The sequence below is a fragment of the Streptomyces sp. NPDC126503 genome (assembly GCF_040302405.1).
Classification (GTDB): Bacteria; Actinomycetota; Actinomycetes; order Streptomycetales; family Streptomycetaceae; genus Streptomyces; species Streptomyces gulbargensis.
The window spans coordinates 179,548-205,573 of record NZ_JBEORS010000004.1; the positions used below are offsets into that span (position 1 = coordinate 179,548).

Consider the following 26,026-nt stretch of genomic DNA (forward strand, 5'->3'; position numbering starts at 1 on the left):
ATAAACGCGCCGAACACGTTTGCCGGATCCACCCGTTGGCGTGATTCACTCCATCGAGTGGGGTTGCGTTCACCTGTCCGTCACCCGCCGAGGAGATCGGTGAGGGCTCCGACCGGATCGGCGTCGGGGGCGCCGCGCGGCCACCAGTCCTCACGGCCGGGGTCCGACTCGTACCCGTACCAGAGGCCGTCACGGCCGAGGCGGAGCTGGAGGGCGTCGGTGCTCAGCCGGTTGCGCCAGGGGCGGAAGGCGGGGAGGTCGGCGGCGAGCAGCGCGGGTCTGGCCCGGTCGAAGGGACCGGCCGGCGGGTCCCAGGGCTCCTCCAGGACGGCGAGGCCCTCGGCACCGCCCTGCCGCCAGGCGGCGACGGCGCGCGCGAGGTCCGTGGAGGTGCGGCCGAGGGCGTGGGCGAGATCCCGGTAGAGCGCGCGGGTCGAGGCGGTGAGCCCGGAGCCGGGGTGCGCGGCGGCCAGCCGTACGGCGTCCTGCCAGGGCGTCAGCGCGGCGACCGGGTCGGTGCCGGTGAGGAGGAAGGTGTGGGCGCGGGCCGCGGCCTCGGTGGCGAGGAGGTCGAGGGCGAGCGGGTCGGGGGCCTCGGGGTCCGGCGGGAAGACGGCGGGGCGGCCGGGCCGGTCCGGGACCGGCAGCGGCGGGGGCGGCGACGGGAGTCCGGCCCCGGCCGAGGCGGCGTCGAGGGCCTCGCGCGCGGGCACGGTGGGCAGGGGCGGCGCGGAGGAGGAGGCCTCGGCGGCGGACAGGGCCGCGTTGCGCCGGGTGAACTCGGCGAGGAGTTCCCGCTCCCCACGCCCCCGCATGAGGAAGAGGACGAACGGGTCCTCGTCGAGCAGCCGGGCGGCCTGGTAGCAGAGGGCGGCGGCGTGCTTGCAGGGGTAGCCGTCGTCCGGGCAGGAGCAGTCGGGAACCAGGTCGCCGGGGGCGGGCAGGAGTCCGGTGACGGCCTCCAGGGCGTGCGGCACGTCCTTGTCGAGGAGCGCGGCGATGTGTTCGGGGCGGGCGGTGACCTCGTCGAGGAAGCGTTCCCAGCCGTCGTCGCCGAGGGTCCGCATCCGGATCTCGGTCCGGTACGGGCGGGGCCGGCTGCCGTGGACGTAGGCGACGACCCGGCCGGGGGTGACGGTGATCGCGTCGACGTGGCCGCGCCCGGCGTAGGCCTTGCCCCGCGCCAGGCGGGCCGTGTCCAGGGCGGTGTTCTCCAGGGCCTCCACCCAGGCGTTGCCCCACCAGGTGGCGGCGAACCGGCCGTCGTCCCCGGTCCGGGGCGCCACCTGCGGGAAGGAGCGGCGCCGGTCGTCGTGGCGGGCGGCCGCTTCGCGCGCGGCGCCGGGCCGTCGGGCGCCGCGGCCTCCGATGCGGTTCACGAGGGCCTCCTCAGGGACACCAGGTCCGCGAGTTCCCGGTCGGTGAGTTCGGTGAGGGCGGCCTCCCCCGAGCCGAGGACGGCGTCGGCCAGGGCCCGCTTGGCGCGGAGCATCTCGGCGATGCGGTCCTCCACGGTGCCCTCGGCGATCAGCCGGTGGACCTGGACGGGCTGGGTCTGGCCGATCCGGTAGGCCCGGTCGGTGGCCTGCTCCTCGACGGCCGGGTTCCACCAGCGGTCGTAGTGCACGACGTGACCGGCCCGGGTGAGGTTGAGGCCGGTGCCGGCCGCCTTGAGGGAGAGCAGGAAGACGGGGACCTCGCCGGACTGGAAGCGGTCGACCATCCGCTCGCGCTCGGCCACCGGTGTGCCGCCGTGCAGCAGTTGGGCGGGGACGCCACGGGCGGCCAGGTGGTCGGCGAGGAGCCTGGCCATCGTCACGTACTGGGTGAAGACGAGCACGGACCCGTTCTCGGCGAGGATCGTGTCGAGGAGCTCGTCGAGGAGGGCCAGCTTGCCGGAGCGGCCGGCCAGCCGGGGCGTGCCGGCGCCGCGCGGGGCCTCCTCCTTGAGGTACTGGGCCGGGTGGTTGCAGATCTGCTTGAGGGAGGTCAGCAGCTTCATGATCAGCCCGCGGCGGGCCATGCCCTCGGCCTCCCCGATGAGCGTCATGGTCTCGCGGACGACGGCCTCGTAGAGGCTGGCCTGTTCACGGGTGAGGGGCACGGGGTGGTCCGACTCGGTCTTCGGCGGCAGTTCGGGGACGATGCCGGGGTCGGACTTGCGGCGGCGCAGCAGGAAGGGCCGTACGAGCCGGGCGAGCCGCCGCACCGCCTCGTCGTTGTCGATCTCCTCGCTGTTCTCCACGGCGCGGGCGTGGCGGGAGCGGAAGGTCTTGAGCGGGCCGAGGAGGCCGGGGGTGGTCCAGTCGAGGAGCGCCCAGAGTTCGGAGAGGTTGTTCTCCACGGGGGTGCCGGTGAGGGCGACCCGGGCGGGGGCCGGGATGGTGCGCAGGGCCCGGGCGGTGGCGGAGAACGGGTTCTTGACGTGCTGGGCCTCGTCGGCGACGACCATCCCCCAGCGGTGGGCGGCCAGTTCGGCGGCGCTGGTGCGCATGGTGCCGTAGGTGGTGAGGACGAATCCGCCGCCGGCTCCGTCGAGGCTGCGCTCCGCGCCGTGGAAGCGGCGGACGGGCACGCCGGGCGCGAACTTGTGCACCTCGCGCTGCCAGTTGCCGAGGAGGGAGGCCGGGCAGACGACCAGGGTGGGCGCGGAGTGGGCCCGGCGCAGGTGGAGGGCGATGAGGGTGACCGTCTTGCCGAGGCCCATGTCGTCGGCGAGGCAGCCGCCGAGACCGAGCGAGGTCATGAGGTCGAGCCAGGCGAGGCCGCGCAGCTGGTAGTCCCGCAGGGTGGCCGTGAGGCCGGGTGGGGCCTGCACGGCCTCGGGGCCGGCGACGAGGCGGTCGCGGAGGGTGGCGAGCGCGCCGACGGGGACGGCGGGAACGGTCTCGCCGTCCACCTCCGCCGTGCCGGTGAGGGCGACGGCGAGGGCGTCCACCGGTTCCAGGAGGCCCAGCTCCCGCTTGCGCGCCTTGCGGACGAGAGCGGGGTCGACGACCACCCACTGGTCGCGGAGCCGGACGACGGGCCGGTGGGCCTCGGCGAGGAGGTCCATCTCGCGCTCGGTCAGCGGATCGCCGTCGAGGGCGAGCTGCCAGTTGAAGCGGAGCAGTTCCTCACTGTCGAAGAAGGAGGTGCCGTCCGTCGCGGAGCCCGGGGCCTGGCGGGCGGGGCGGACGACGGCCGAGGCGCTGAGGGACCGGGCGAGTTCACGCGGCCAGTGGACGGCAACCCCGGCGTCGGCGAGCCGGGCGGCGGCCGGGCCGAGGAGTTCGTACAGCTCGTCCTCGGTGAGGGCGAGGACGTCGGGCACGTCCCGTTCCAGGAGCCGGGCGAGCGGCGGCCAGACCCGGGCGGCCCGGCGCAGCGCGAGGAGGGCGTCGATCCGGGCGCGCGGTCCGAAGTGCTCGCCCTCCCCCGCCCAGAGGCCGGCGGCGTCGATGACGAGGGTCGGGTCGGCGAGGCTGTGCACCTGCAGGAGGGCGGCGGCCGCCTGGCGCTCCGCGCCGTCACCGCCGCTCTCGCCGCCCCCGGCGGGTGCCCCGTCGGCGATGTCGAAGAGTTCGTATCCGGACAGGTCGAGGCGGAGCGAGACGCGTACGCCCGCGTCCATGCCGGCCGCGGCCTCGGCGGCCCAGGCACGCGCGCGGGGAAGGTGCTGGGGTTCGCGTGCGGCGAAGGGGGCGCCGACCGCGTGGGCGGCGGCCGGTGTGCGGGGCAGGGTGTCGGCGACCGCGTCGAGGAAGGCGCGGACGAGGGCCTCGGGCTCGGGCAGCCGCAGCGGGCCCCGGCCGGGGACGGGCACGGGCACGGGGTGCGCCTCGTACGGCATGGCGGCGGCGACGGCCCGCAGGTGGGCGATGTCGTCGGCGTCCAGGGGACCGGCCCGCCAGGCGTCCAGGTCGTCGGCGGTGAGGCCGGGCAGCATACGGCCCCGGGCCGCGACGTGCAGGGCGTGCAGCGCGGCGGCGCCCCAGCAGGCGGTGGCGGGATGGGCCGCCGGGTGGTGGCGCGCCGCGGTGAGGAGGGGCAGGGCGGTGCCGATGGGCAGGGTCACGGCGGGGACGGTCGCGGCGCGGGCGCCCGCCCCGTGCCGCCGGACGACGGTCAGCTCGGCGGCCTGGGCCCCGGGGGCGTCCGAGGGGCCGGGCAGGGCGGCGCCGTCCGGGGCCCAGTAGGCGACGCGGCCCTCGCGCGGCAGGGCGGCGGGCAGGAACACGGCGGCTGCGGTCGTCCACGTGTGGGTCATGCCGGTCCCTCCTTCCCGCTCCTCGGTGCCGGTGCGTCCGGCCTGGTCCCTGCGTCGGTCGTACGCCTCGGTCACGACCTTACGGGTGGGGTACGACAACGGCCCCGCCCGCCGGTTCGCCCGGGCGGCCCAGCAGCGGATGCCGGGAGCCCGGGCGGGCGGCAGGGTGGCGGCACCAGGGGTCGCGTCCGCCTGCCGACCTCGCCCCGCGCGCCAGCCGCCGGGACCGTCGCCCGACAGAAGAGGAACCGCCATGTCCGTTCGCCGGCGTCTCACGACCGCCACCGGGGCCGTGCTGCTCACTTTCGCGGTCGCGGGCTGTTCCGGCCTCGGCCGCAGCGCCGTGGGCACCCTCACGTACGAGACCGGGAACGGGGCGAAGGTCATGGTGACGAGCCCCTCGGTGAAGGGCTGTCACCGGCTGGCGCCGGCGGGGGCGACGGACGTCGACAACGAGACGCTGGTCGACATCATCCTCTACCAGGCACGGGACTGCCGGGGGACGGAGTCCACGTACCTCCCCAGCAACAGCGGCAACTCGATCACTCCGGGCGGGCAGCCCTGGCGCAGCTACAGCGTGGTCCACTGACCTCGCGCGCCGGCGGCCGTGCCCGTCGGGGCACGGCCGGTTTCCCCTCCGCCCGCGCGGAGGGATCCTGGAGGTGTCCGCGGGGGAACCGACGGGAGACACGGCGGTCATGCGTACCGGAAGTGAGCCGGCGACCGCGCGCAGCGCCCTGCGCCTGCGGTTCTGGCTGAGCGCCTGGGGCCTGGTGTGGGCCGTTCTCGGGACGGTCGCGTTCGCGCTCGTGGGGCGCCCCGGCTGGGCCGCCGCGTGCGGGGTGCTGTTCGTGGTGGTGACGGTGGACCTCGTCCTGGTGCTGCGCCATCTGCGGCAGGGCCCGCACTGGCAGCCGGGCCGGGACGTCCCGCCCTACGAGCCGGACCACGGCGGACGGGGCGGGCGGGACCGCTGACGCGGGCCTCCCCCGGCCCTCACTCCTGGGTGCCGGTGCCGAAACCGGCGGCCTGCAGGTACTCGGGCCTGGGGTCGAGCGCGGCGGCGAGGCGGAAGTGCCGGGTGGCCTGGGCGGGCTTCCCGGAGCGCTCGAAGGTGCGGGCGAGGGCGAAGTGGGCGAAGGCGTTGTCCGGCTCCCGCTCCAGGACCAGCTCGAACTCCAGCTGCGCGGGCCGCAGCTGGGCGGCGGCGAAGAAGGCCCGGGCCCGCAGCAGCCGCGCGGCGGTGTTCTCGGGGTGGGCGGCGATCACCGAGTCGAGCAGCTTCACGGCTCCGCGCGGGTCCCGCGCGGCGAGCAGTTGCTCGGCGGCGCGGAAGTCGATGACGTGCGTTTCCGGGTTCCTGTCGGCCACGATGGCATCCTTCCCTCGATCGGATGCTTGAACACCGAACCTGTCGGCCGCATTCCGGGCCGCGGCGCCGTCCCGGCCCGTCCTACCGGACGGTTCCGGCGGCGCGGAGCCGCAGCTCGTCCCAGACCTCGCGCACCTGGGGCTCCAGGGCGTCGAGGGGGCCGTCGTTGTCGATCACCAGGTCCGCGATCGCGCGCCGCTGCTCCCGCGTGGCCTGGGCGGCCATCCGGGCCCGGGCGTCGTGCTCGGCCATGCCCCGGAGCCGTACGAGCCGGTCGAGCTGGGTCTCGGGGGAGGCGTCCACCACGACGACCAGGTCGAAGAGGGGCGCGAGCCCGTTCTCGGTCAGGAGGGGTACGTCGTGGACGACGACGTCCCCGGCACCGGCCGCGCCCTCCAGCTCGGCCGACCGGTCCCGGACCAGCGGGTGGACGATCGCGTTCAGGGTGGCGAGGCGCTCCGCGTCGGCGAACACGAGGGAGCCGAGCTTGGGCCGGTCGAGCGTCCCTTCTTCGGTGAGGATCCCCTCCCCGAAGGCCTCCACGACGGCCGCGAGGCCCGGCGTTCCGGGCTCGACGACCTCGCGGGCGATCCGGTCCGCGTCGATCAGCACGGCCCCGTACGAGACGAGCAGCCGGGACACCTCGCTCTTGCCGGCGCCGATCCCGCCGGTCAGGCCCACCTTCAGCATGAGCGGCAGCTTAGGGGGTGGCTCCGGGACGCTACACGTCGCCCTCCCGCTCGGCGAGGAAGCGCTCGAACTCGCGGCCCAGCTCGTCGGCGGACGGCAGGTCGACGGGCTCCGCGACGAGACTGCCGCGGGTCTCGGCCCCGGCCACCGCGTCGTACTGGTGCTCAAGTCCCTGGACGAGCGAGACGAGTTCCTCGTCGCCCTCCCTGATCTGGCGGTCGATCTCGGTCTGGGTGCGGCGGGCCTCCGAGCGGAGCGCGTGGGCGACGCCGGGCAGCACCAGGCCGGTGGCGGCCGTGACGGCCTCCAGCACGGTCAGGGCCGCGTCCGGGTACGGCGAACGGGCCACGTAGTGCGGGACGTGGGCGGCGACCCCGAGCGTGTCGTGTCCGGCCTCCATGAGCCGGTACTCGAGCAGGGCCTCGGCGCTGCCGGGCACCTGCGCCTCGTCGAAGGGGCTGCGGTACCCCGGCATGAGGTCGGTGCGGCTGCCGTGCGGCGTCAGGCCGACGGGGCGGGTGTGCGGCACGCCCATGGGGATGCCGTGGAAGTTGACGGAGAGGCGCACACCGAGGCGCTCCACGATCTGCCGGACGGCTGCGGCGAAACGCTCCCACTCGACGTCCGGCTCGGGGCCGGAGAGGACGAGGAAGGGGGCGCCGGTGGCGTCCTGGACGAGGCGGACCTCGATGGACGGCGTCTCGTACGCGGTCCAGCGGTCGCGCCGGAAGGTCAGCAGGGGCCGGCGGGCGCGGTAGTCCACGAGCCGGTCGTGGTCGAAGCGTGCCACCAGCTGGTTCGGAAGGGTGTCGAGCATGCGGCCGATGATCTGCTCACCGGTCTCACCGGCGTCGATGTAGCCGTCGAAGTGGTAGAGCATGACCAGCCCGGCCGATTCCTGAGCCAGGGCCACGTCCACCACGGCCAGGCCCTTCGGGTCCCATACGTACAAATCCTGGGGATCAAGCACGATTACCGCTCCTCCTCGTGTCCTTCTGGGGAACGCGGGGCGCGGCGCGGTGATTCCCGGCGGAGCGATCTTCCACCGGACCGAGGGCTTCCGGTCCGCGGGCCGCCACCCCGACAGAGGCCCTGTCCCCCGACTGGTCCAGACCTTGACAGCCGGAGTGCCCCTCCCTACCGTCTCGGGACAGCACCGTTCAGCATCTCGACCTCTGTGCACATACTCGAACCAGCCCTCTTTCGGAAGGCAGCCCCATGCGCACGAGAACGCTGCTCCTCTCCCTGCTCCCGGCGCTCCTCGCCGTCCCGCTCCTCCCCTCCTCCCCCGCCGCCGCGGCGACCGTCGAGGTCTCGACCACCGCCCAGCTCAGGACGGCACTCGCCAACGCCCGCCCCGGCGACACGATCCGCCTCGCGGACGGCACGTACACGGGGAACTTCAAGGCCACGACGCCGGGCACCGCCACGGCGCGGATCGTCCTCACCGGCTCCTCGCGGGCGGTGCTCACCGCCGGCGGTGGCTACGGGCTGCACCTCAACGGCGCCTCGTACTGGACGGTCGCCGGAATCACGGTGACCGGTGGCCAGAAGGGGATCATGACCGACGCGGCGGACGGGGTGGTGATCGACGGGGTCACCGTGCACGGCCTGGACATGGAGGGGGTGCACTTCCGCAACTCCAGCCGGAACGGGATCCTCAAGAACTCGCGCGTCTACGACACCGGGAACGACGGGCGCGGCATGGGCGAGGGGGTGTACGTCGGCAGCGCCAACACGCTCTCCGACCGCAGCGACAACGTCCTGATCATCGACAACGTGATCGGGCCGGACGTCGGGGGCGAGAGCGTCGACATCAAGGAGGGGACGACCGGGGCCCGGATCATCGGCAACACCTTCGACGGGCGCGGTCTGACCGGTGTCCACTACGACGACTCGTGGGTCGACGTGAAGGGCAACAACGTGCTGGTCGAGGGCAATCGGGGGGTGAACACGACCAACAACGGCTTCGAGACGCACAGCCAGCAGAGCGGCTGGGGGTGCGGGACGGTCTTCCGCGACAACCACGCGGACCTGACGGGCGCCACCGGCCCGAAACGGCTGGCGATCCATGTGGCCCACCAGTCCGGCAGCTGCCGGACGACGGTGTACGCCTCCAACACGGTGACCGGCGGGTACGGGCTGACGAACATCGCCGTCACGCCCTGAGAGCCGGTCGGGCCTCGTGCCCCAGGATCCCGCCCCGGGGCCGCGTCGCGACCGGTTCGCGGCCCCGTCAGGGAACGACCGAGGCCCGCTCCCCCGGAGGGGAACGGGCCTCGGTGCGCTAGCGGCTAACGCCACTCAGCGGTGAGCCTGTTCAGCTCTGGCCGCCGGCCAGCTTCTCGCGCAGGGCGGCGAGGGCCTCGTCCGACGCCAGGGCGCCGGAGTTGTCGTCCGACTCCGAGGAGTAGGAGCCACCCGACACGCCCGCCGGGGCACCGGCCGGAGCGGCGGCGCCACCCTCGGCAGCGGCGGCCTCGTCGGCCTCGCGGGACTTGATGACCTGAGCCTGGTGCTGCTCGAAGCGAGCCTGCGCCTCGGCGTACTGGGTCTCCCAGGCCTCGCGCTGAGCCTCGTAGCCCTCGAGCCAGTCGTTGGTCTCGGGGTCGAAGCCCTCGGGGTAGATGTAGTTGCCCTGGTCGTCGTAGGACGCGGCCATGCCGTACAGGGTCGGGTCGAACTCGACCGAGGCCGGGTCGGCACCGAAGGACTCGTTGGCCTGCTTCAGCGAGAGGCTGATGCGACGGCGCTCGAGGTCGATGTCGATGACCTTGACGAAGATCTCGTCGTTGACCTGGACGACCTGCTCCGGGATCTCCACGTGGCGCTCGGCCAGCTCGGAGATGTGGACCAGACCCTCGATGCCCTCGTCCACGCGGACGAACGCACCGAACGGAACCAGCTTGGTGACCTTGCCGGGGACGACCTGGCCGATCTGGTGCGTACGGGCGAACTGCTGCCACGGGTCCTCCTGCGTCGCCTTCAGCGACAGGGAGACACGCTCGCGGTCCATGTCCACGTCGAGAACCTCGACGGTGACCTCCTGGCCGACCTCGACGACCTCGGACGGGTGGTCGATGTGCTTCCAGGACAGCTCGGAGACGTGGACCAGACCGTCGACGCCACCCAGGTCCACGAAGGCACCGAAGTTGACGATCGAGGAGACGACGCCGGAACGGACCTGACCCTTCTGGAGGGTCGTGAGGAAGGTCTGGCGGACCTCGGACTGGGTCTGCTCCAGCCAGGCGCGGCGGGACAGGACCACGTTGTTGCGGTTCTTGTCCAGCTCGATGATCTTCGCCTCGAGCTCCTTGCCCACGTAGGGCTGGAGGTCGCGGACACGGCGCATCTCGACCAGGGAGGCCGGGAGGAAGCCGCGGAGGCCGATGTCGAGGATGAGACCACCCTTGACGACCTCGATGACGGTACCGGTGACGATGCCGTCCTCTTCCTTGATCTTCTCGATGGTGCCCCAGGCACGCTCGTACTGGGCGCGCTTCTTCGAGAGGATCAGGCGGCCTTCCTTGTCCTCCTTCTGGAGAACAAGGGCTTCGATCTCGTCGCCGACCTTGACGACCTCGTTCGGGTCGACATCGTGCTTGATCGAGAGCTCGCGGCTCGGGATGACACCTTCGGTCTTGTAACCGATGTCGAGCAGGACCTCGTCCCGGTCGACCTTCACGATGACGCCGTCGACGATGTCGCCGTCGTTGAAGTACTTGATCGTCTCGTCGATCGCGGCGAGGAAGGCTTCCTCGTTACCGATGTCGTTGACCGCAACCTGCGGGGTGGTGGCGGTGGTCTCGGTGCTGCTCGTCATGTGGGAAAGGGCTCCGGTTACGGACAGAAAGTCGTAGGTACTGCTACGCCGTGAGCCCGTATCGCACTGAAGAAGCCGGACAGCCGATGAAGCGCCTACCCGACGAACGGGGGCGCCTCGTAAACCGAGGGGACCGCAACAGGTGCGAGCGCGGCCTGCTCCGTCTGAGGCGCGCAGGCCCGCAGCGCAACCTTTAGCATACGGGGACGGCCGGACAGGGTCAATGCGCGAAGCGCGCAGCCGGGGCAGATCGCCGCATCCCGGAGCCATTTTCCGTCCCCCGCACGACCGGGCGGGCCCGCCGTACGGCGGTACTGAGCGCAAACTACATCGACGGGCGAGATGAACCAAGAGTACGAGCACGAAGACCCGCACGGCACGGCCGAGGACGCCGCCGCGGCCACCCGGCGTGACGCCGGGGAGGCGGAGAGCAGCCGCGCGAGCCGGGGCTGGTGGGACCGGAACGCCGACGAGTACCAGACCGAGCACGGGGCCTTCCTCGGTGACGACCGGTTCGTCTGGGGCCCCGAGGGGCTCGACGAGGCGGAGGCGGGGCTGCTCGGGCCGGCCGCCTCCCTGAAGGGGCGCGACGTCCTGGAGATCGGAGCCGGCGCGGCGCAGTGCTCGCGCTGGCTGGCGGCGCAGGAGGCCCGGCCGGTGGCGCTGGACCTCTCGCACCGGCAGCTCCAGCACGCCCTGCGGATCGGCGGGGACGTGCCGCTGGTGGAGGCGGACGCCGGGGCGCTGCCGTTCCGGGACGGCTCCTTCGACCTGGCCTGCTCGGCGTACGGCGCGGTGCCGTTCGTCGCCGATCCGGTCCGGGTCTTCCGCGAGGTGCGGCGGGTGCTGCGGCCGGGCGGGCGCTGGGTGTTCTCGGTGACCCATCCGATCCGCTGGGCCTTCCCCGACGAGCCGGGGCCGGAGGGCCTGTCGGTGGCGGCCTCGTACTTCGACCGGACGCCGTACGTGGAGCAGGACGAGGAGGGCCGGGCCGTGTACGTGGAGCACCACCGGACCCTCGGGGACCGGGTGCGCGACGTGGTGGCCGGCGGGTTCCGGCTGGTGGACCTGGTGGAGCCGGAGTGGCCGTCCTGGAACAGCCAGGAGTGGGGCGGCTGGTCGCCGCTGCGCGGGAACCTGATCCCGGGCACGGCGATCTTCGTCTGCGAGCGGGGCGACGAGGGGTAGCCGAAAAGTAGGACGATCCCATCAAGGGCGGGGCCTGTGGACAGCGGGCTCCGCCCTTCCGCGTTCGCGTACGAGACTGAGTGCGTGATCCGAAACGACGCTCTCGACCTGCTTCCCGTCCGTCATGCCGTCCCCGAGCTGCTGACCGCGCTCGAGGAGCGCGGCACGGCGGTGCTGCACGCGCCTCCCGGCACCGGTAAGACGACCCTGGTGCCCCTCGCGCTCGCGGGACTCATAGGGGACGGGCCGCGGCGGCGGGTGCTGGTGGCCGAGCCGCGCCGGATGGCGGTGCGGGCGGCGGCGCGGCGGATGGCCTGGCTGCTGGGCCAGGAGGTCGGGGAGGCCGTCGGGTTCTCGGTGCGCGGGGAGCGGCGGACCGGGCCCGCGACCCGGGTGGAGGTGGTGACCACGGGCGTGCTCCTCCAGCGGCTCCAGCGGGACGCCGAGCTGCCCGGGGTGGACGTGGTGCTGCTCGACGAGTGCCACGAGCGGCATCTGGACGCGGACACGGCGATGGCGTTCCTGGTGGACGTGCGGGCGACGCTGCGCCCGGATCTGGGGCTGATCGCGGCGTCGGCGACGAGCGACGCGGAGGCGTGGGCGCAGCTCCTCACGGTGCAGGACGGCGGCGCAGCGCCCGCGCCGGTGGTGTGGGCCCGGGGTGAGGGGCACGGCTGCGGCATCTCCTTCGTCCCGCCGCCGGCCGGCATCCGTCCCCCGCACGGGACGTGGGTGGACCCCGCCTTCCTGAGGCACGTCGCCGCGACGGTCCGGCTCGCGCTCCGGCGGGACCAGGGCGACCTGCTGTGCTTCCTGCCGGGCACCGGGGAGATCGCCCGGACGGCGGGTCTCCTCGCGGACGTCGACGCGGAGGTGCTCCAACTGCACGGGCGCGCGCCGGCCGCGGTGCAGGACAGGGTGCTGCGCGGCCGGGAGCCGGGCGGGAGGCGGCGGGTGATCCTGTCGACCTCGGTGGCCGAGTCCAGCCTGACCGTGCCGGGAGTGCGGATCGTCGTGGACTCCGGTCTGGTGCGCGAGCCGAGGATGGACCACGCGCGGGGGCTGGGTTCGCTGGCGACGGTGCCCGTGTCGGTCGCGGTGGCGACCCAGCGGACGGGCCGCGCGGGGCGTGAGGCGCCCGGTTCGGTGTACCGGTGCTGGTCGGAGATCGACGACGCCCGGCAGGTCCGCCACCCGTCCCCCGAGATCGCGGTCGCCGATCTGACGGGGTTCGCCCTGCGGGTGGCGTGCTGGGGCGATCCCTCGGCGGCCGGCCTCGCGCTGCTCGACGCGCCCCCGGCCGGGTCGATGGCGGCGGCGCGTGCGGTGCTGACGGCGATCGGCGCCGTCGACGCGGAGGGCCGGGCGACCGATCGCGGTGCCCGGATGGCCCGGCTCGGACTGCCTCCCCGGCTGGCCCGCGCCCTGCTGGACGCGGCTCCCGAGGTGGGCCTGCGGCGTGCGGCGGAGGTGGTGGCGTTGCTGAGCGAGGAGCCGCCCCGGGAGTACGGGGACGACCTCGCGGCCGCCTGGCGGGAGGCCCGGAGGGGTGGCGACGGGTACGGGGCGCGGTGGCGGGCGGAGGTCCGGCGCCTGGAGCGGTCGGTCGGCGAGGCCGGCCGCGGTGGGGCACCCGTCGAGACCGGGCGGGCCGGGGGAACGGGCGAGGACGCGGTGGCGGGCCTGGTGACCGCGCTGGCCTTTCCCGAGCGGGTGGCCCGGCGCCGTGAGCAGGACGGCTTCCTGATGGTGTCGGGAGGCGGGGCCCGGCTCCCGGAGGGCTCCCGGCTGGCTGCGGCGCCTTGGCTGGCGGTGGCCGTCGCGGACCGGACGGTACGGGACGCGACGGCCCGGGTGCGGCTGGCCGCCGTGCTGGACGAGGGGACGGCCCGCCGGGCCGCGGGGCATCTGTGGAGCGAGGGCGAGGAGGTCCGCTGGGAGGACGGGGACGTGGTGGCGCGCGCGGTGGAGCGGCTGGGCGCGGTCGAGCTGACGGTCCGGCCGCTCGGGCAGGACGCCGGCTCCGGGCTCGTGCGGGAGGCGCTGCTCGACGGGCTGCGCCGGGAGGGGCTGGGGTTGCTGCGCTGGTCCCGGGAGGCGGTGGAGCTGCGTGAGCGGCTGGCGTTCCTGCGCGGTGCGGTGGGTGAGCCGTGGCCGGACGTGTCGGACGAGGCGCTGATCGAGCGGGCCGGGGAGTGGCTGGAGCCGGAGCTGTCCCGGGCGCGGCGCCGCGCCGATCTCGCGCGGCTCGACGCGGGGGCGGCGCTGCGCACGCTGTTGCCCTGGGCGACGGGCGAGGCCGGCCGGCTGGACGAGCTGGCCCCGGAACGCATCGAGGTGCCGAGCGGTTCGCGGATACGCGTCGACTACTCCGGCGAGCGCCCGGTGCTGGCGGTGAAACTCCAGGAGATGTTCGGCCTGGCGCGGACCCCACGCGTGGCGGGGGTCCCGGTGCTGGTGCACCTCCTCTCCCCCGCCGGGCGCCCCGCCGCCGTGACCGCCGACCTGGCCTCGTTCTGGCGCGAGGGCTACCGCTCGGTGCGCTCGGAGCTGCGCGGACGGTACCCGAAGCACCCCTGGCCCGAGGACCCCTCGACCGCGGAACCGACCCGGCACACGAAGGCGCGGCTGGGACGGGAAGGCTGAGGCGGACGAGCTGACGCGCGCGGAACCGCCCCCCGTCCCGGGGGGACGAGGGGCGGTGCGGCCGGGGGCGGGTGGCCCCGGGTGGGTCAGGGGGTGGGGGTCGGGGAGGAGGAGGCCGGCGGCGTGGTGCCGGTGCTTCCCGAGGGGACCGGGGAGGTCGTCGACTGCTCCGGGGCCGGCGTCGGAGTCGGAGTGGGCGTCGGGGTGGGCGTGGGGGTCGGCGTCGGGGTGGGGGCGGGCGCGGTGACGGTGAGGGTGATCCGCTCGGTGCCGCCGCCGGGGGCGGTCAGCAGCAGGACGTAATCGCCCGCCTTGTCCCCGGCGAGGATCCCGGAGAGGGAGAGCAGCCCGTTCGCGTCCGTCTTGAGGACACGCGTACGCACCGGGTTTCCGGCGGCGTCCTTGGCGAAGTACGGGCCGTCGGCGCTCTGCGTCGTGCCGGTCGCGGAGGCCGTGATCACCGCGGTGACACTGACGCCGGGGGCGAGGACGCCCTTGTCGGTGGCCTTGACCTGCAGCCGCTGGGCGAAGGAGGTACCGGTGTCGGCCGTGAGGGGGTCACCCGCGAGACGGACGAGGGCGTCCGCCTTGCGCACGGTGACCGTCGCGGTGAACTCGGCGGCGGGCAGGCCGCGGCCGACGACGGTGGCGCGGACGGTGAACGTGCCCGTCTTCTCCCCCGCGCGGAGGGCGGGCGCGACGGCCACGCCGGAGGCGCCGGTGGTGACGGTGGCGGTGGTGCCGCCTGTGGCGAAGCGGCTGTCGGTGGTCCCCGTGATCGAGAACCGGATGCCCACTCCGGCGACCGGGACGCCGGCGGCGTCGGTGGCCACGACCTTGGGGGCCGTGGCGAACACGCTCTCGGTGGGGGCCGTCAGGGTCGCGCCTGCCACGGCCTTGACCCGCGCGACCTGGGCCGGGCCCACCGGGTCGCTGGTCGGCGGCTTGGCCGGGGTCGTCGGCTTCGCCGGCCGGGTGGGCGTGGGCTTCGCCGGGGTGGTCGGCGCGGTCGTCGGCGCAGTGGTGCTCGGCGGCGCGACCGGGGTGCTGGGGCCGGGCTCGGGGCTGCCGGTGCCGGGCGCCGGGCGGATCGGCGTGGGAAGGAACGGTGCGGTGGGCGAGGGACGGTGGCGCTGGTCCCGGCCGTCGCTGCGGTCGATCGGCAGGACACCGGTGCCGTCCGGGACGGTGTGCGTACCGCGCTTGTAGTACTCGAACCAGGAGAGGACTGTGTTCAGGTACTCGGTGGAGCGGTTGTAGCTGAGGACCGCCCGGTCGAGGTCGGCCTTGAGCGCCAGGTTCCGCTCCTGTGCGCAGAGGTAGAGGCCCGCCGCCTGCGCGGCGTCGTAGATGTTGTTCGGGTCCTTCTTCCCGTCGCCGTTGGCGTCCTGGCCCCAGACGGCCCAGGTGGACGGGATGAACTGCATGGGACCGACGGCGCGGTCGTGGACGCGGTCACCGTCGTAGGCGCCCCGGTCGGTGTCGCTGATGTTGGCGAATCCGACACCGTTGAGGGCGGGGCCGAGGATCGGCGCGAAGGTGGTGCCGTTGGCGTCGACGCGGCCGCCGCGGGCCTGACCCGATTCGACCTTGCCGATGCCGGCGAGCAGCTGCCAGGGCAGGTTGCACCCGGGGTCGGTCGCCCGTATGGACTGTTCGGCGCGCTTGTAGGCGGAGAGGACGGAGGCGGGTATGCCCGCCTCCGCCGGGCCGGTGACGACCGGCGGAAGCTTCGGGGTGACGCCCGGCTTGTTGGGCGTGTTCAGCGGCGGCAGGTCGGTGAAGTAGACGGAGTCGCCGGTGGCCGAGTCGTCACCGGGCGGCGTGGTGGTCTCCCCGGCGCCGATCGCGTGGTCACCGCCCGCGTTGTCGGTGGCGGGCGGCGCCAGTTCCGGTGCCTGCGACGCGGCGAGCGCCGCGACCGCCGCGGCGACCACCGCACCGCTCGTGGCACTCCTCCTCAGCCGGCGGCCGAATTGCGCTGCCATACCCGTGGTCCCCTCCCCGTCGACTGCTCTCGCGCTCCCCGCGCGCAAACCTCCGGCGACTTTATGCCAACTCCGTACCGGCGGGTACCACACCCCGCCCTGGTTTCACGCTTTCGTCACCTCCCGGCCGCCCGGCACCGGTCACGCGGAACCGGAAGGGCCGTCACCGCCCTCTTGGACACCGGGAGTCCGGCCGCACGAAACGGCCGGTCGCACCTCACCCGTCGCCGTCCCGCGCCGTCAAGGAGCCACCGTTGCCGTTCACGCTGAGCCACGCCGCAGCCGTGCTGCCCGCGATGCGGCGGAACGGGGTCGCGCGCGGCCCGCTGGTCGCCTCCGCCCTCGTGACCGGATCCTTCGCGCCCGACATGACCTACTTCGCGGCCACGGCGGTGCCCGAGGCGATGGTCTTCGGCGATGTCACCCACTCCCCCGCCGGGATCGTCACCGTCGACGTGCTGATCGCGGCGGTTCTCGTCACGCTGTGGCTGGCGGTGCGCGAACCGCTCGCGGCGCTCCTTCCCGAGCAGTGGCGCGGGCGGGTGTACGGGGCGGTGCGCGGCGCCGTCTGGCGGGAGCGCCGTCCGGTGGCGCTCGCCGGCTGGTTCGCCCTCTCCGCCGCGCTGGGCGCGACGACGCACGTGGTGTGGGACACCTTCACCCACGTCGACCGCTGGGGGACGCGGACGATCCCCTTCCTCGGCGAGGTCGTGGCCGGGTTCCCCGTCTACACGTACGCCCAGTACGGGGGTTCGGCGCTCGCGCTCGGGGTGCTGGGTTGGTTCGCGGTGCGGCTCCTGCGGGAGGCGCCGGAGCTCCCGCTGCCGGCGGGGGTGGCGGTCCCGGGCCGGCGCGGACGGCTCCTCGCGCTCGGGCTGCTGGGCGGCTGCGTCCTGGCGGGGATCGCCCACCGGGTGCTGCGCTGGGCGGCGTACTGGGGCTGGGACCGGATCGAGACGCCGCTGGACGTCATCCCGACCGCCTGTTTCGGGGCGGGCGCGGGGCTCGCCGCCGGGCTGATGCTGTACGGCCTGTACGGGACGGGGGCGCGGTTGCTGCGGCCCGCGCGGCCCGGACCGGACCGTACGGCGCCGGCCGCCGGCGGGGCGTCCTCGCCGGAGGAGGTCCCGGTGGGCGACGCCGAGCGCTCCGGCCCGGGAGCGCGCTGACGCCCCGGCCCGGCCGCCCCGCCGCCGGTGCGTACGGACTGCCCCGTGCGCACCGGCGGCGGCCGGCTGTCAGTGCGCGGCGGAGTCCCAGTCGGGGCCGACGCCGACGGAGACGTCGAGCGGGGCGCGCAGGTCGGCCGCGGCGGACATCTGCTCGCGGACCAGGGCCTCGACCTGCTCGCGCTCGCCGGGGGCGATCTCCAGGACGATTTCGTCGTGGACCTGGAGGAGCATCCGGGAGGAGAGGCGTGCCTCGGTCAGCGCCCGGTCGACCCGCAGCATGGCGACCTTGACGATGTCGGCGGCCGTGCCCTGGATGGGGGCGTTCAGCGCCATGCGCTCGGCGGACTCGCGGCGCTGCCGGTTGTCGCTGTTGAGGTCGGGCAGGTAGCGGCGGCGGCCGAGCATGGTCTCGGTGTAACCGGTGGCGCGGGCCTCGTCAACGACCCGGCGGAGGTAGTCGCGGACCCCGCCGAAGCGCTCGAAGTAGGTGTCCATGAGGCCGCGGGCCTCGCCCGGGTCGATGCCGAGCTGCTGGGAGAGGCCGAAGGCGGAGAGTCCGTAGGCCAGGCCGTAAGACATGGCCTTGATCTTCCGGCGCATCTCGGCGTCGACGGCGGACCGCTCCACGCCGAAGACCTGGGAGGCGACGGTGGTGTGCAGGTCCTCCCCGGAGGTGAAGGCCTCGATGAGGCCCTCGTCCTCGGAGAGGTGGGCCATGACCCGGAGCTCGATCTGGCTGTAGTCGGCGGTCATGAGGGCTTCGAAGCCCTCGCCGACGACGAAGCCGTGGCGGATGGCGCGGCCCTCGTCGGTGCGCACCGGCACGTTCTGCAGGTTGGGGTCGGTGGAGGAGAGACGGCCGGTGGCGGCGACGGTCTGGCTGAAGGTGGTGTGGATCCGGCCGTCGGCGGCGACGGTCTTGATCAGACCCTCGACGGTGGAGCGCAGCCGGGCCTGCTCGCGGTGGCGGAGCATGATGACGGGCAGTTCGTGCTCGGTCTGGGCGGCGAGCCAGGCGAGCGCGTCGGCGTCCGTCGTGTAGCCGGTCTTGGTCTTCTTGGTCTTCGGCAGGTTGAGCTCGCCGAAGAAGACCTCCTGGAGCTGCTTGGGCGAGCCGAGGTTGAACTCGTGGCCGACGGAGGCGTGGGCCTCCTTCACGGCTTGCTGGACGGCTCCGGCGAACTGCTGCTCCATGGCCTCCAGGTGCTCGCGGTCGGCGGCGATGCCGTGCCGTTCCAGGCGGGCGAGGAGGGCGGAGGTGGGCAGCTCGACGTCGTGGAGGAGGTCGCGGGCCCCGACCTCGGCGAGCTTCTCGTCGAAGGCGGCGGCCAGGTCGAGCACGGCGCGGGCCTGGCTCATGAGGGCTTCGGCCTCGGCGGTGTCGTCGGCGCCGAAGGCGAGCTGTCCGTCGGCGGTGGCGGCGGGGGCGAGCTCACGGCCGAGGTATTCGACGGAGAGGGCGTCCAGGGCGAAGGAGCGGCGGCCGGGCTTGACCAGGTAGGCGGCGAGGGCGGTGTCCATCGTGACGCCCGCGACGGTCCAGCCGTGCTCGGGGAAGACCCGCATGGCGCTCTTGGCGTTGTGCAGGGCCTTGGGGCGGTCGGGGTCGGAGATCCACGCGGCCCAGGCCCGCTCGTCGGCCTCGTCGAGGGTGCTCGGATCGAACCAGGCGGCCGCGCCGCCGGCGGCGGCGAGGGCGATCTCGGTCACGTTGCCCGTGCCGAGGGCCCAGCTGTCGACGGTGGCGACGCCGAGGGGCTGGTCGCCGTGGGCGGCGAGCCAGGGGGCCAGCTCGCCCGCGCCGAGGACGGTGAAGTCGAGGTCGACGCCGGCGGCCGGCGCGGGGGCGGTCTCCTCCGCGGTGCCGGGGTCGACGGCGAGGAGCCGCTCGCGCAGCGAGGGGTTGCGGATCTCCAGGGTGTCGAGGACGAGGGCGACGGCCGTGCGGTCGTACGGCTCGCGGGCGAGGTCCGCGACGGTCTTCGGCAGCTCGACGTCCCGGACCATCTCGGTGAGGCGGCGGTTGAGCTTGACCGACTCCAGGTGGTCGCGGAAGTTCTGGCCGGCCTTGCCCTTGACCTCGTCGGCGCGCTCGACCAGCTCGGCGAAGGAGCCGAACTGGTTGATCCACTTGGCGGCGGTCTTCTCGCCGACGCCGGGGATGCCGGGGAGGTTGTCGGACGGGTCGCCGCGCAGGGCGGCGAAGTCCGGGTACTGGGAGGGGGAGAGTCCGTACTTCTCCTGGACCTTCTCCGGGGTGAAGCGGGTCAGCTCGGAGACGCCCTTGGTGGGGTAGAGCACGGTGATGTGGTCGCTGACCAGCTGGAAGGAGTCGCGGTCGCCGGTCACGATGAGGACCTCGAAGCCCTCGGTCTCGGCCTGGGTGGCGAGGGTGGCGATGACGTCGTCGGCCTCGTACCCGTCGACGGCGAAGCGGGGGGCGCGCATGGCGTCGAGCAGCTCGCCGATCAGCTCGACCTGCCCCTTGAACTCGTCGGGGGTCTTCGAGCGGTTCGCCTTGTACTCGGGGAACTCCTCGGCGCGCCAGGTCTTGCGCGACACGTCGAACGCGACGGCGAAGTGCGTGGGCTGCTCGTCGCGCAGGGTGTTCGCCAGCATCGACGCGAATCCGTAGATCGCGTTCGTCGGCTGTCCCGTCGCGGTCGTGAAGTTCTCCGCGGGCAGTGCGAAGAACGCCCGGTACGCCAGCGAGTGCCCGTCCATGAGCATGAGCCGGGGGCGCTTCTCTTCGGTCTTCTCGGTCTTCTTCGATGCTGTCTCGGCCACGGGACGATCCTCCCACGGACCACTGACATTCCCGTCCAGCGCCCGTGGGCGCCGGGCGGGGCACCGGTTGTCGGTGGTACGTGACAGGATCGGAGGCGTACGCCACAGGACGACCGCTCGAGGGAGAGCGCGATGGTCAGCAAGCCGCCCGCCGGTGACCCGGTCCAGGACGCGCCGCGCGTCGGCCCGCCGCAGCACGCAGCCGCCGGCCTGCCCGCCGTCGGGCACACCCTGCGGATCGCCCAGGAGCAGATGGGGCCGCTGCGTACGGCACGGACCCTGCTCAAGGTGAATCAGAAGGACGGCTTCGACTGTCCCGGCTGCGCCTGGCCGGAGGAGGAGAAGCGTCATGTGGCCGAGTTCTGCGAGAACGGGGCGAAGGCCGTCGCCGAGGAGGCGACGCTGCGCCGGGTGACACCCGCGTTCTTCGCCGCGCATCCGGTGGCGGAGCTGGCCTCCCGCAGCGGTTACTGGCTGGGGCAGCAGGGCCGGATCACGGAGCCGGTGTATCTGCCCGAGGGGGGCGACCGGTACGAGCCGGTGACCTGGGAGCGCGCGTTCGCGATCATCGCCGAGGAGCTGCGGGCGCTCGGCTCCCCCGACGAGGCGCTGTTCTACACCTCGGGGCGGACGAGCAACGAGGCGGCGTTCCTGCTCCAGCTGTTCGCGCGGGAGTTCGGCACGAACAATCTGCCGGACTGTTCCAACATGTGCCACGAGTCGTCCGGGTCGGCCCTGACGGAGACGCTCGGTGTCGGCAAGGGCAGTGTCTCGCTGGAGGACCTGCACCGGGCGGACCTGATCATCGTGGCCGGGCAGAACCCGGGGACGAACCACCCGCGGATGCTGTCGGCGCTGGAGCGGGCGAAGGCGGCCGGGGCGCGGATCATCTCGGTGAACCCGCTGCCGGAGGCGGGTCTGGAGCGGTTCAAGAACCCGCAGACCCCGCAGGGCATGCTGAAGGGCGCCGCGCTCACGGACCTCTTCCTCCAGATCCGGATCGGCGGCGACCAGGCCCTGTTCCGGCTTCTGAACCGGCTGGTCCTGGAGACGCCCGGCGCGGTCGACGAGGCGTTCGTGCGGGAGTACACGCACGGGTTCGAGGAGTTCGCGGCGGCCGCCCGTGAGGCGGACTGGGAGGAGACGCTCACCGCGACCGGGCTGACCCGCGCGGAGATCGGGAAGGCCCTGGAGATGGTCCTCGCCTCCGAGCGGACCATCGTCTGCTGGGCGATGGGGCTCACCCAGCACAAGCACGCGGTGCCGACCATCCGTGAGGTGGTCAACCTGCTGCTGCTGCGCGGGGCCGTGGGGCGGCCGGGTGCCGGGGTCTGCCCGGTCCGCGGCCATTCGAACGTGCAGGGCGACCGCACGATGGGGATCTTCGAGCGGCCCGCGCCCGCCTTCCTGGACGCCCTGGACAAGGAGTTCGGGATCGTCTCGCCCCGCCGTCACGGCTTCGACGTGGTCCGTTCCATCCAGGCGCTGCGGGACGGCGAGGCGAAGGTGTTCTTCGCGATGGGCGGCAATTTCGTGGGGGCGTCGCCGGACACCGAGGTCACCGAGGCGGCGATGCGCAACGCGCGGCTGACCGTCCACGTGTCGACGAAGCTGAACCGCTCGCACGCGGTGACGGGCCGGCGGGCGCTGATCCTGCCGACGCTCGGCCGCACCGACAGGGACGTGCAGCGGTCGGGGCGGCAGGTCGTGACGGTGGAGGACTCGATGGGGCTCGTGCACGCCTCGCGGGGCAATCTGCCTCCGGCGAGCCCGCACCTGCTCTCCGAGCCGGCGATCGTGGCCCGGATGGCGCGGGCGGTGCTGGGCGCGGAGTCGGCCACCCCGTGGGAGGAGTTCGAGGCCGACTACGGGGCGATCCGGGACCGGATCGCGCGCGTGGTGCCCGGTTTCGAGGACTTCAACGCCCGGCTCGCGGCGCACCCGGGCGGTTTCGCGCTGCCGCACGCGCCGCGCGACGAGCGCCGGTTCCCGACGGCGACCGGCAAGGCCAACTTCACGGCCGCGCCCGTCGAGTACCCGAGGGTGCCGGAGGGCCGGCTGCTGCTCCAGACGCTGCGCTCGCACGACCAGTACAACACCACGATCTACGGTCTGGACGACCGCTACCGGGGGATCAAGGGCGGCCGCCGGGTGGTCCTGGTGCACCCGGAGGACGCGGCGGCGCTGGGCCTGGCGGACGGGGCGTACGCGGATCTGGTGAGCGAGTGGACGGACGGCGTGGAGCGGCGGGCGCCCGGGTTCCGGGTGGTGCACTATCCGACCGCGCGGGGCTGTGCGGCGGCGTACTACCCGGAGACGAACGTGCTGGTGCCGCTGGAGGCCACGGCCGATGTGAGCAACACCCCCGCGAGCAAGTCGGTGATCGTGCGTCTGGAAGAATCGGCCCCCGCCTAAGCGTTTGCTCAGGCGGATCGAGCCGTACGAGGACGAACGGAGCCGGCCATGGGTGAGCAGCAGCACGTGAAGTTCCCGCAGGAGGTCATCGAGGAGTACGCCGCGCTGGGCGTGGACCTGCCGGCCCTGTTCTCGGCCGGGCACCTGGGGAACCGGATGGGTGTGCAGATCCTGGAGGCCTCGGCCGAGCGCGTCGTCGGCACCATGCCGGTGGAGGGCAACACCCAGCCGTACGGGCTGCTGCACGGCGGCGCGTCCGCGGTGCTCGCGGAGACCCTGGGGTCGATCGGTTCCATGCTGCACGGCGGCGTGTCGAAGATCGCCGTGGGCGTGGACCTCAACTGCACCCACCACCGCGGGGTGCGCAGCGGGCTCGTCACGGGGGTCGCGACGCCGGTCCACCGGGGCCGGTCCACCGCCACGTACGAGATCGTGATCACCGACGAGCAGGACAAGCGGGTCTGCTCGGCCCGGCTCACATGCATGCTGCGGGAGGTCACCGCCAAGGACGCGGGCGACCTCCCGGAGGCCGGCCGGGCCTGATCCCACGCCGGGCGGCTCGGCGCACGACCCGGCCGGGTGCGATCCCGGCCCGCGGCCGTACCGGCCACGCCCGCGGACCCGACCGTACGTACGCCCGAGGGGGCGGTGCCATGGCGCACCGCCCCCTCCGGCGTTCAACTCCGCCTCGTTCCCGCCCTCTTGCCCGGCGCGGCGACAGGCGCTTCACTGGCGAACCTCCCCCCACAGGAGAACACCCGTTCCACTCACCCACCGAGGGGTTCTTCGTGACCGCCGTTCGCACCACCTCCGCGATGACCGCCGTCACCGCCGCCGCCTGCGCCGCCGTGATCGCCACCGCGATCCCGTCCGCCGCGATCAACTCGTACAACGCGGCTCCCGCTCCCGAACGCACCGAGGTCGGCGCGCTCGTCGCGACCTGGGACGACGACGGGAATCCGGTGACGCCCGACCGGGTCGACTGGGTCTGCTCGGGCACCATGATCGACGCGGACACCTTCCTGACCGCCGCGCACTGCACCACCGACTGGCCGGACGACGTCCGCTTCCACGTCTCCCTGGACCAGGACGTCCAGGCCGGCCTGGACCGGGCGGCCGCCGAGCACCCCGGCGACCCGGCCGCGGTCGCACGGAGCGTGGCCGTCGAGGGCACCGCCCACAACCACCCGGGCTACCCGGGTCCGGCCTCGGACACCCACGACATCTCCGTGATCGAGGTCCCGGCCAAGGCCATGAAGGCCCGGTGGTCCTTCACGCCGGCGAGCCTGCCGAAGGCCGGCGCCCTCGACGCGCTCGGCGCCCAGGGGCTGAACTCGACCTCCTTCCTCGTCGCCGGGTACGGCACGCGGGAGGCCGAGCGCGGGCCGGGCGGGCACACCCACCCGGGCGGCGGCGTCCGGATGAAGGCCCCGGTCACCTTCAACGCGCTCAACGAGGCGTGGCTGCGGCTCGGCATGACCGCCCCGCAGGGCAACGGCGGTGCCTGCTACGGGGATTCGGGCGGTCCCAACTTCGCGACGCTGGGCGGGCGGCTGACCCTGGTCGCCACCACGATCACCGGTGACACGCCCTGTTACGCCACGAACGTCACGTACCGGCTGGACTCCGCCGGTGCCCGCTCCTTCCTGAAGCCGTTCGTACAACTCCCTTGACACGAGGGACCCTTCGGCCGGTCAGGGTCGCGCTCGCCGCGGCCCTGGCCGGCCGGCTGCCCCCTGACCGCCGGCTGCGGCGCGGTCCGAGGAGCGGCAGTCCGGGCGGGCGGCGGCGGAGGGCCTCGTCAACCGTGAGGCGCGGGCCGACGCCGCGAGGCGGCCGGCGGGGCGACGGGAAGCTCGGAGAACGGGCGGCCACCGGGGACGGCGAGCGCTCCAGGGGAATCATCCCGGCCGGACCGGCGACCACGATGATCACCCTCCGTAACATTCCCGCAATGCGCGGCCGGGCCACCCCCACCTGCCCGTCCGTCCGCTGGAGCCGCGCCCGGTGTCCGATATCCGGAGACCCCACCCGGGCCGCCGTCAGGAGCAAGATCCGCTCAAGCCCCTTAGCGGAACTGCGGGTTCTCAGTATGTGAACACCGCACTACCGACCGCTGTGCCCGCATTTGCCCACCGCTTGCACACGGCATCCGCCCGTCGGCATAACAAGACAGTCACATCCTGACCTCGGCGCTCCCCGCCGTTCCCCAGCTGCGCCTAGAGTCACGGCCAGTCACCGCGCCGCCGGGCGCCTCCACTGCACGGCCCTGCTCGACCCAGTACGGCCCGGCATCGAAAACGGCACCTCTAGCTTCACGCTTCACGGCACCGCCTCAGCTCGAGGGGGCCGCGCCAGGGAAAGGATTCTTCGTGCGACACCGTTCACTGCTCATCCTCACCAGCGTTCTCACCACCGGAGCGCTCACCCTCACCGCCTGCGGTTCGCGCGACGACAAGGGCGGCTCCGGCAGCGGTGACGGCAACGGCGGCGGTGGCACGACCGTCGTCATCGGCGTCGACGCGCCGCTGACCGGCTCGCTCTCCGCGCTGGGCCAGGGCATCAAGAACTCCGTGGACCTGGCGGTCAAGACCGCCAACAAGGACAAGGTCGTCCCCGGCGTCACGTTCAAGATCGAGGCCCTGGACGACCAGGCCACGCCGGCGACCGGCAAAGCCAATGCCCTCAAGCTCGTCGGCATGAAGGACGTCCTCGGCGTCGTCGGCCCGCTGAACTCCGGCGTCTCGCAGTCCATGCAGGCCGACTTCGACAAGGCCAACCTGACCCAGGTCTCGCCGGCCAACACCAACCCGGCGCTCAGCCAGGGCGACAACTGGGGCAAGGGCGAGAAGAAGCGTCCCTTCAAGACGTACTTCCGCACGGCCACCACGGACGTCGTCCAGGGCAAGTTCGCCGCGAACTACCTGTTCAAGGACGCCGGCAAGAAGAAGGTCTTCGTCGTCAACGACAAGCAGACCTACGGTGCCGGTCTCGCCGCGATCTTCAGCGACGAGTTCAAGCGCCTCGGCGGCACCGTCGTGGGTACGGACTCCGTCACGGTGAAGGAGACCGACTTCTCCGCCACCGCCAACAAGGTCAAGGCCTCGGGCGCCGACTCCGTCTACTTCGGCGGCCAGTACCCCGAGGGCGGTCTGCTCTCCGACCAGATCAAGAAGGCCGGCGCCAAGGTTCCGACCATGGGTGGCGACGGCATCTACGACCCCGAGTTCATCAAGGCGTCCGGCGAGGCCAACGACGGCGACCTCGCCACCTCGGTCGGCTTCCCGGTCGAGAAGCTCCCGACCGCCAAGAAGTTCATCGACGACTACAAGGCGGCCGGCTACAAGGACGCGTACGCGGCCTACGGCGGCTACTCCTACGACGCCGCCTGGTCGATCATCCAGGCCGTCAAGGCCGTCGTCGAGGCCAACAACGGCAAGCTGCCCGAGGACGCCCGCGCCAAGGTCACCGAGGCCATGGCCAAGGTCTCCTTCGAGGGTGTGACCGGCAAGGTCTCCTTCGACGAGTTCGGTGACACCACCAACAAGCAGCTCACCGTCTACCAGGTCAAGAACGGTGCCTGGGCCGACGTGAAGTCCGAGACCTTCCAGGACTGACCTCCGGCCCCGCCCCGCATTCCCACCCGCACCACCTGAACCAAGCCGCGCGAGGGCGCAAACAGCGCCCTCGCGCGGT

The 26,026-nt window shown here is 73.4% G+C and carries 18 protein-coding genes; 10 read left to right on the plus strand and 8 right to left on the minus strand.

Features of this window, described 5'->3' with window-relative positions; all coding sequences use genetic code 11:
- Window positions 1–80: 80 nt before the first annotated feature.
- The gene (locus ABTY40_RS07800; RefSeq protein WP_502990512.1) at window positions 81–1,379 is read right to left on the minus strand and encodes an SWIM zinc finger family protein; all 1,299 of its coding nucleotides are present in this window, start codon (window positions 1,377–1,379) and stop codon (window positions 81–83) included.
- A complete protein-coding gene (locus ABTY40_RS07805) occupies window positions 1,376–4,249 on the minus strand; it encodes an SCO1167/SCO6262 family helicase (RefSeq protein ID WP_352058691.1) in 2,874 nt (957 codons plus the stop codon). Before ABTY40_RS07805 ends, ABTY40_RS07800 begins: the two co-directional genes overlap by 4 nt.
- A 253-nt stretch (window positions 4,250–4,502) precedes the next feature.
- Here ABTY40_RS07805 and ABTY40_RS07810 point away from each other — a divergent pair, with 253 nt between their 5' ends.
- Together ABTY40_RS07810 and ABTY40_RS07815 are read left to right on the plus strand one after the other, a co-directional pair.
- Entirely contained in the window at window positions 4,503–4,838 is a 336-nt protein-coding gene (locus ABTY40_RS07810; protein WP_352058692.1) for a hypothetical protein, read from the plus strand.
- Window positions 4,839–4,947: 109 nt separating this feature from the next.
- Window positions 4,948–5,226 carry a DUF6343 family protein gene (locus tag ABTY40_RS07815; RefSeq protein ID WP_352058693.1) on the plus strand — a complete coding sequence of 93 codons (279 nt, stop codon included), beginning with the start codon at window positions 4,948–4,950 and terminating at the stop codon, window positions 5,224–5,226.
- 19 nt (window positions 5,227–5,245) lie between these two features.
- On the opposite strand, the gene ABTY40_RS07820 is transcribed toward ABTY40_RS07815, so the two are convergent.
- The 3 genes from ABTY40_RS07820 to ABTY40_RS07830 form a co-directional block, all read right to left on the minus strand.
- Complete coding sequence (locus tag ABTY40_RS07820) at window positions 5,246–5,620, minus strand: tetratricopeptide repeat protein (RefSeq protein ID WP_345280915.1); 375 nt, start codon at window positions 5,618–5,620, stop codon at window positions 5,246–5,248.
- A gap of 82 nt (window positions 5,621–5,702) precedes the next feature.
- Entirely contained in the window at window positions 5,703–6,311 is a 609-nt protein-coding gene (gene coaE / locus ABTY40_RS07825; protein ID WP_352058694.1) for a dephospho-CoA kinase, read from the minus strand.
- A gap of 31 nt (window positions 6,312–6,342) precedes the next feature.
- Complete coding sequence (locus ABTY40_RS07830; protein ID WP_345280919.1) at window positions 6,343–7,281, minus strand: PAC2 family protein; 939 nt, start codon at window positions 7,279–7,281, stop codon at window positions 6,343–6,345.
- Window positions 7,282–7,529: 248 nt separating this feature from the next.
- Here ABTY40_RS07830 and ABTY40_RS07835 point away from each other — a divergent pair, with 248 nt between their 5' ends.
- Window positions 7,530–8,480, plus strand: coding sequence for a right-handed parallel beta-helix repeat-containing protein (locus ABTY40_RS07835; RefSeq protein WP_352058695.1), 951 nt, complete (start codon window positions 7,530–7,532; stop codon window positions 8,478–8,480).
- A gap of 151 nt (window positions 8,481–8,631) precedes the next feature.
- Here ABTY40_RS07835 and rpsA read toward each other — a convergent pair whose 3' ends face one another.
- Window positions 8,632–10,134 (minus strand): 30S ribosomal protein S1, encoded by a 1,503-nt coding sequence (rpsA, locus tag ABTY40_RS07840; protein ID WP_030205288.1) that lies wholly within the window; start codon window positions 10,132–10,134, stop codon window positions 8,632–8,634.
- Between the two features lie 342 nt (window positions 10,135–10,476).
- Between rpsA and ABTY40_RS07845 the strand changes: the two genes are divergently transcribed.
- Both ABTY40_RS07845 and hrpB read left to right on the plus strand, forming a co-directional pair.
- The gene (locus tag ABTY40_RS07845) at window positions 10,477–11,322 is read left to right on the plus strand and encodes a class I SAM-dependent methyltransferase (protein WP_352058696.1); all 846 of its coding nucleotides are present in this window, start codon (window positions 10,477–10,479) and stop codon (window positions 11,320–11,322) included.
- An 84-nt stretch (window positions 11,323–11,406) separates the two neighbouring features.
- Window positions 11,407–13,968 carry an ATP-dependent helicase HrpB gene (gene hrpB / locus ABTY40_RS07850; RefSeq protein WP_352058697.1) on the plus strand — a complete coding sequence of 854 codons (2,562 nt, stop codon included), beginning with the start codon at window positions 11,407–11,409 and terminating at the stop codon, window positions 13,966–13,968.
- Between the two features lie 86 nt (window positions 13,969–14,054).
- Here hrpB and ABTY40_RS07855 read toward each other — a convergent pair whose 3' ends face one another.
- Window positions 14,055–15,956 (minus strand): lytic transglycosylase domain-containing protein, encoded by a 1,902-nt coding sequence (locus tag ABTY40_RS07855; RefSeq protein ID WP_352058698.1) that lies wholly within the window; start codon window positions 15,954–15,956, stop codon window positions 14,055–14,057.
- A 254-nt stretch (window positions 15,957–16,210) separates the two neighbouring features.
- Here ABTY40_RS07855 and ABTY40_RS07860 point away from each other — a divergent pair, with 254 nt between their 5' ends.
- Window positions 16,211–17,125: a DUF4184 family protein gene (locus ABTY40_RS07860; RefSeq protein WP_352058699.1), complete on the plus strand. Its 915-nt coding sequence runs from the start codon at window positions 16,211–16,213 to the stop codon at window positions 17,123–17,125.
- A gap of 69 nt (window positions 17,126–17,194) precedes the next feature.
- Here ABTY40_RS07860 and polA read toward each other — a convergent pair whose 3' ends face one another.
- Complete coding sequence (polA, locus tag ABTY40_RS07865) at window positions 17,195–19,915, minus strand: DNA polymerase I (RefSeq protein ID WP_352058700.1); 2,721 nt, start codon at window positions 19,913–19,915, stop codon at window positions 17,195–17,197.
- 132 nt (window positions 19,916–20,047) lie between these two features.
- Here polA and ABTY40_RS07870 point away from each other — a divergent pair, with 132 nt between their 5' ends.
- From ABTY40_RS07870 to ABTY40_RS07885, 4 genes are all read left to right on the plus strand, one after another.
- Entirely contained in the window at window positions 20,048–22,330 is a 2,283-nt protein-coding gene (locus ABTY40_RS07870; RefSeq protein ID WP_352058701.1) for an FdhF/YdeP family oxidoreductase, read from the plus strand.
- A 48-nt stretch (window positions 22,331–22,378) separates the two neighbouring features.
- Window positions 22,379–22,873 (plus strand): PaaI family thioesterase, encoded by a 495-nt coding sequence (locus ABTY40_RS07875; RefSeq protein ID WP_352058702.1) that lies wholly within the window; start codon window positions 22,379–22,381, stop codon window positions 22,871–22,873.
- A 245-nt stretch (window positions 22,874–23,118) separates the two neighbouring features.
- Entirely contained in the window at window positions 23,119–24,003 is an 885-nt protein-coding gene (locus ABTY40_RS07880) for a trypsin-like serine protease (protein ID WP_352058703.1), read from the plus strand.
- A gap of 699 nt (window positions 24,004–24,702) precedes the next feature.
- Entirely contained in the window at window positions 24,703–25,947 is a 1,245-nt protein-coding gene (locus ABTY40_RS07885) for a branched-chain amino acid ABC transporter substrate-binding protein (RefSeq protein WP_352058704.1), read from the plus strand.
- The last annotated feature ends 79 nt before the right edge of the window (window positions 25,948–26,026 follow it).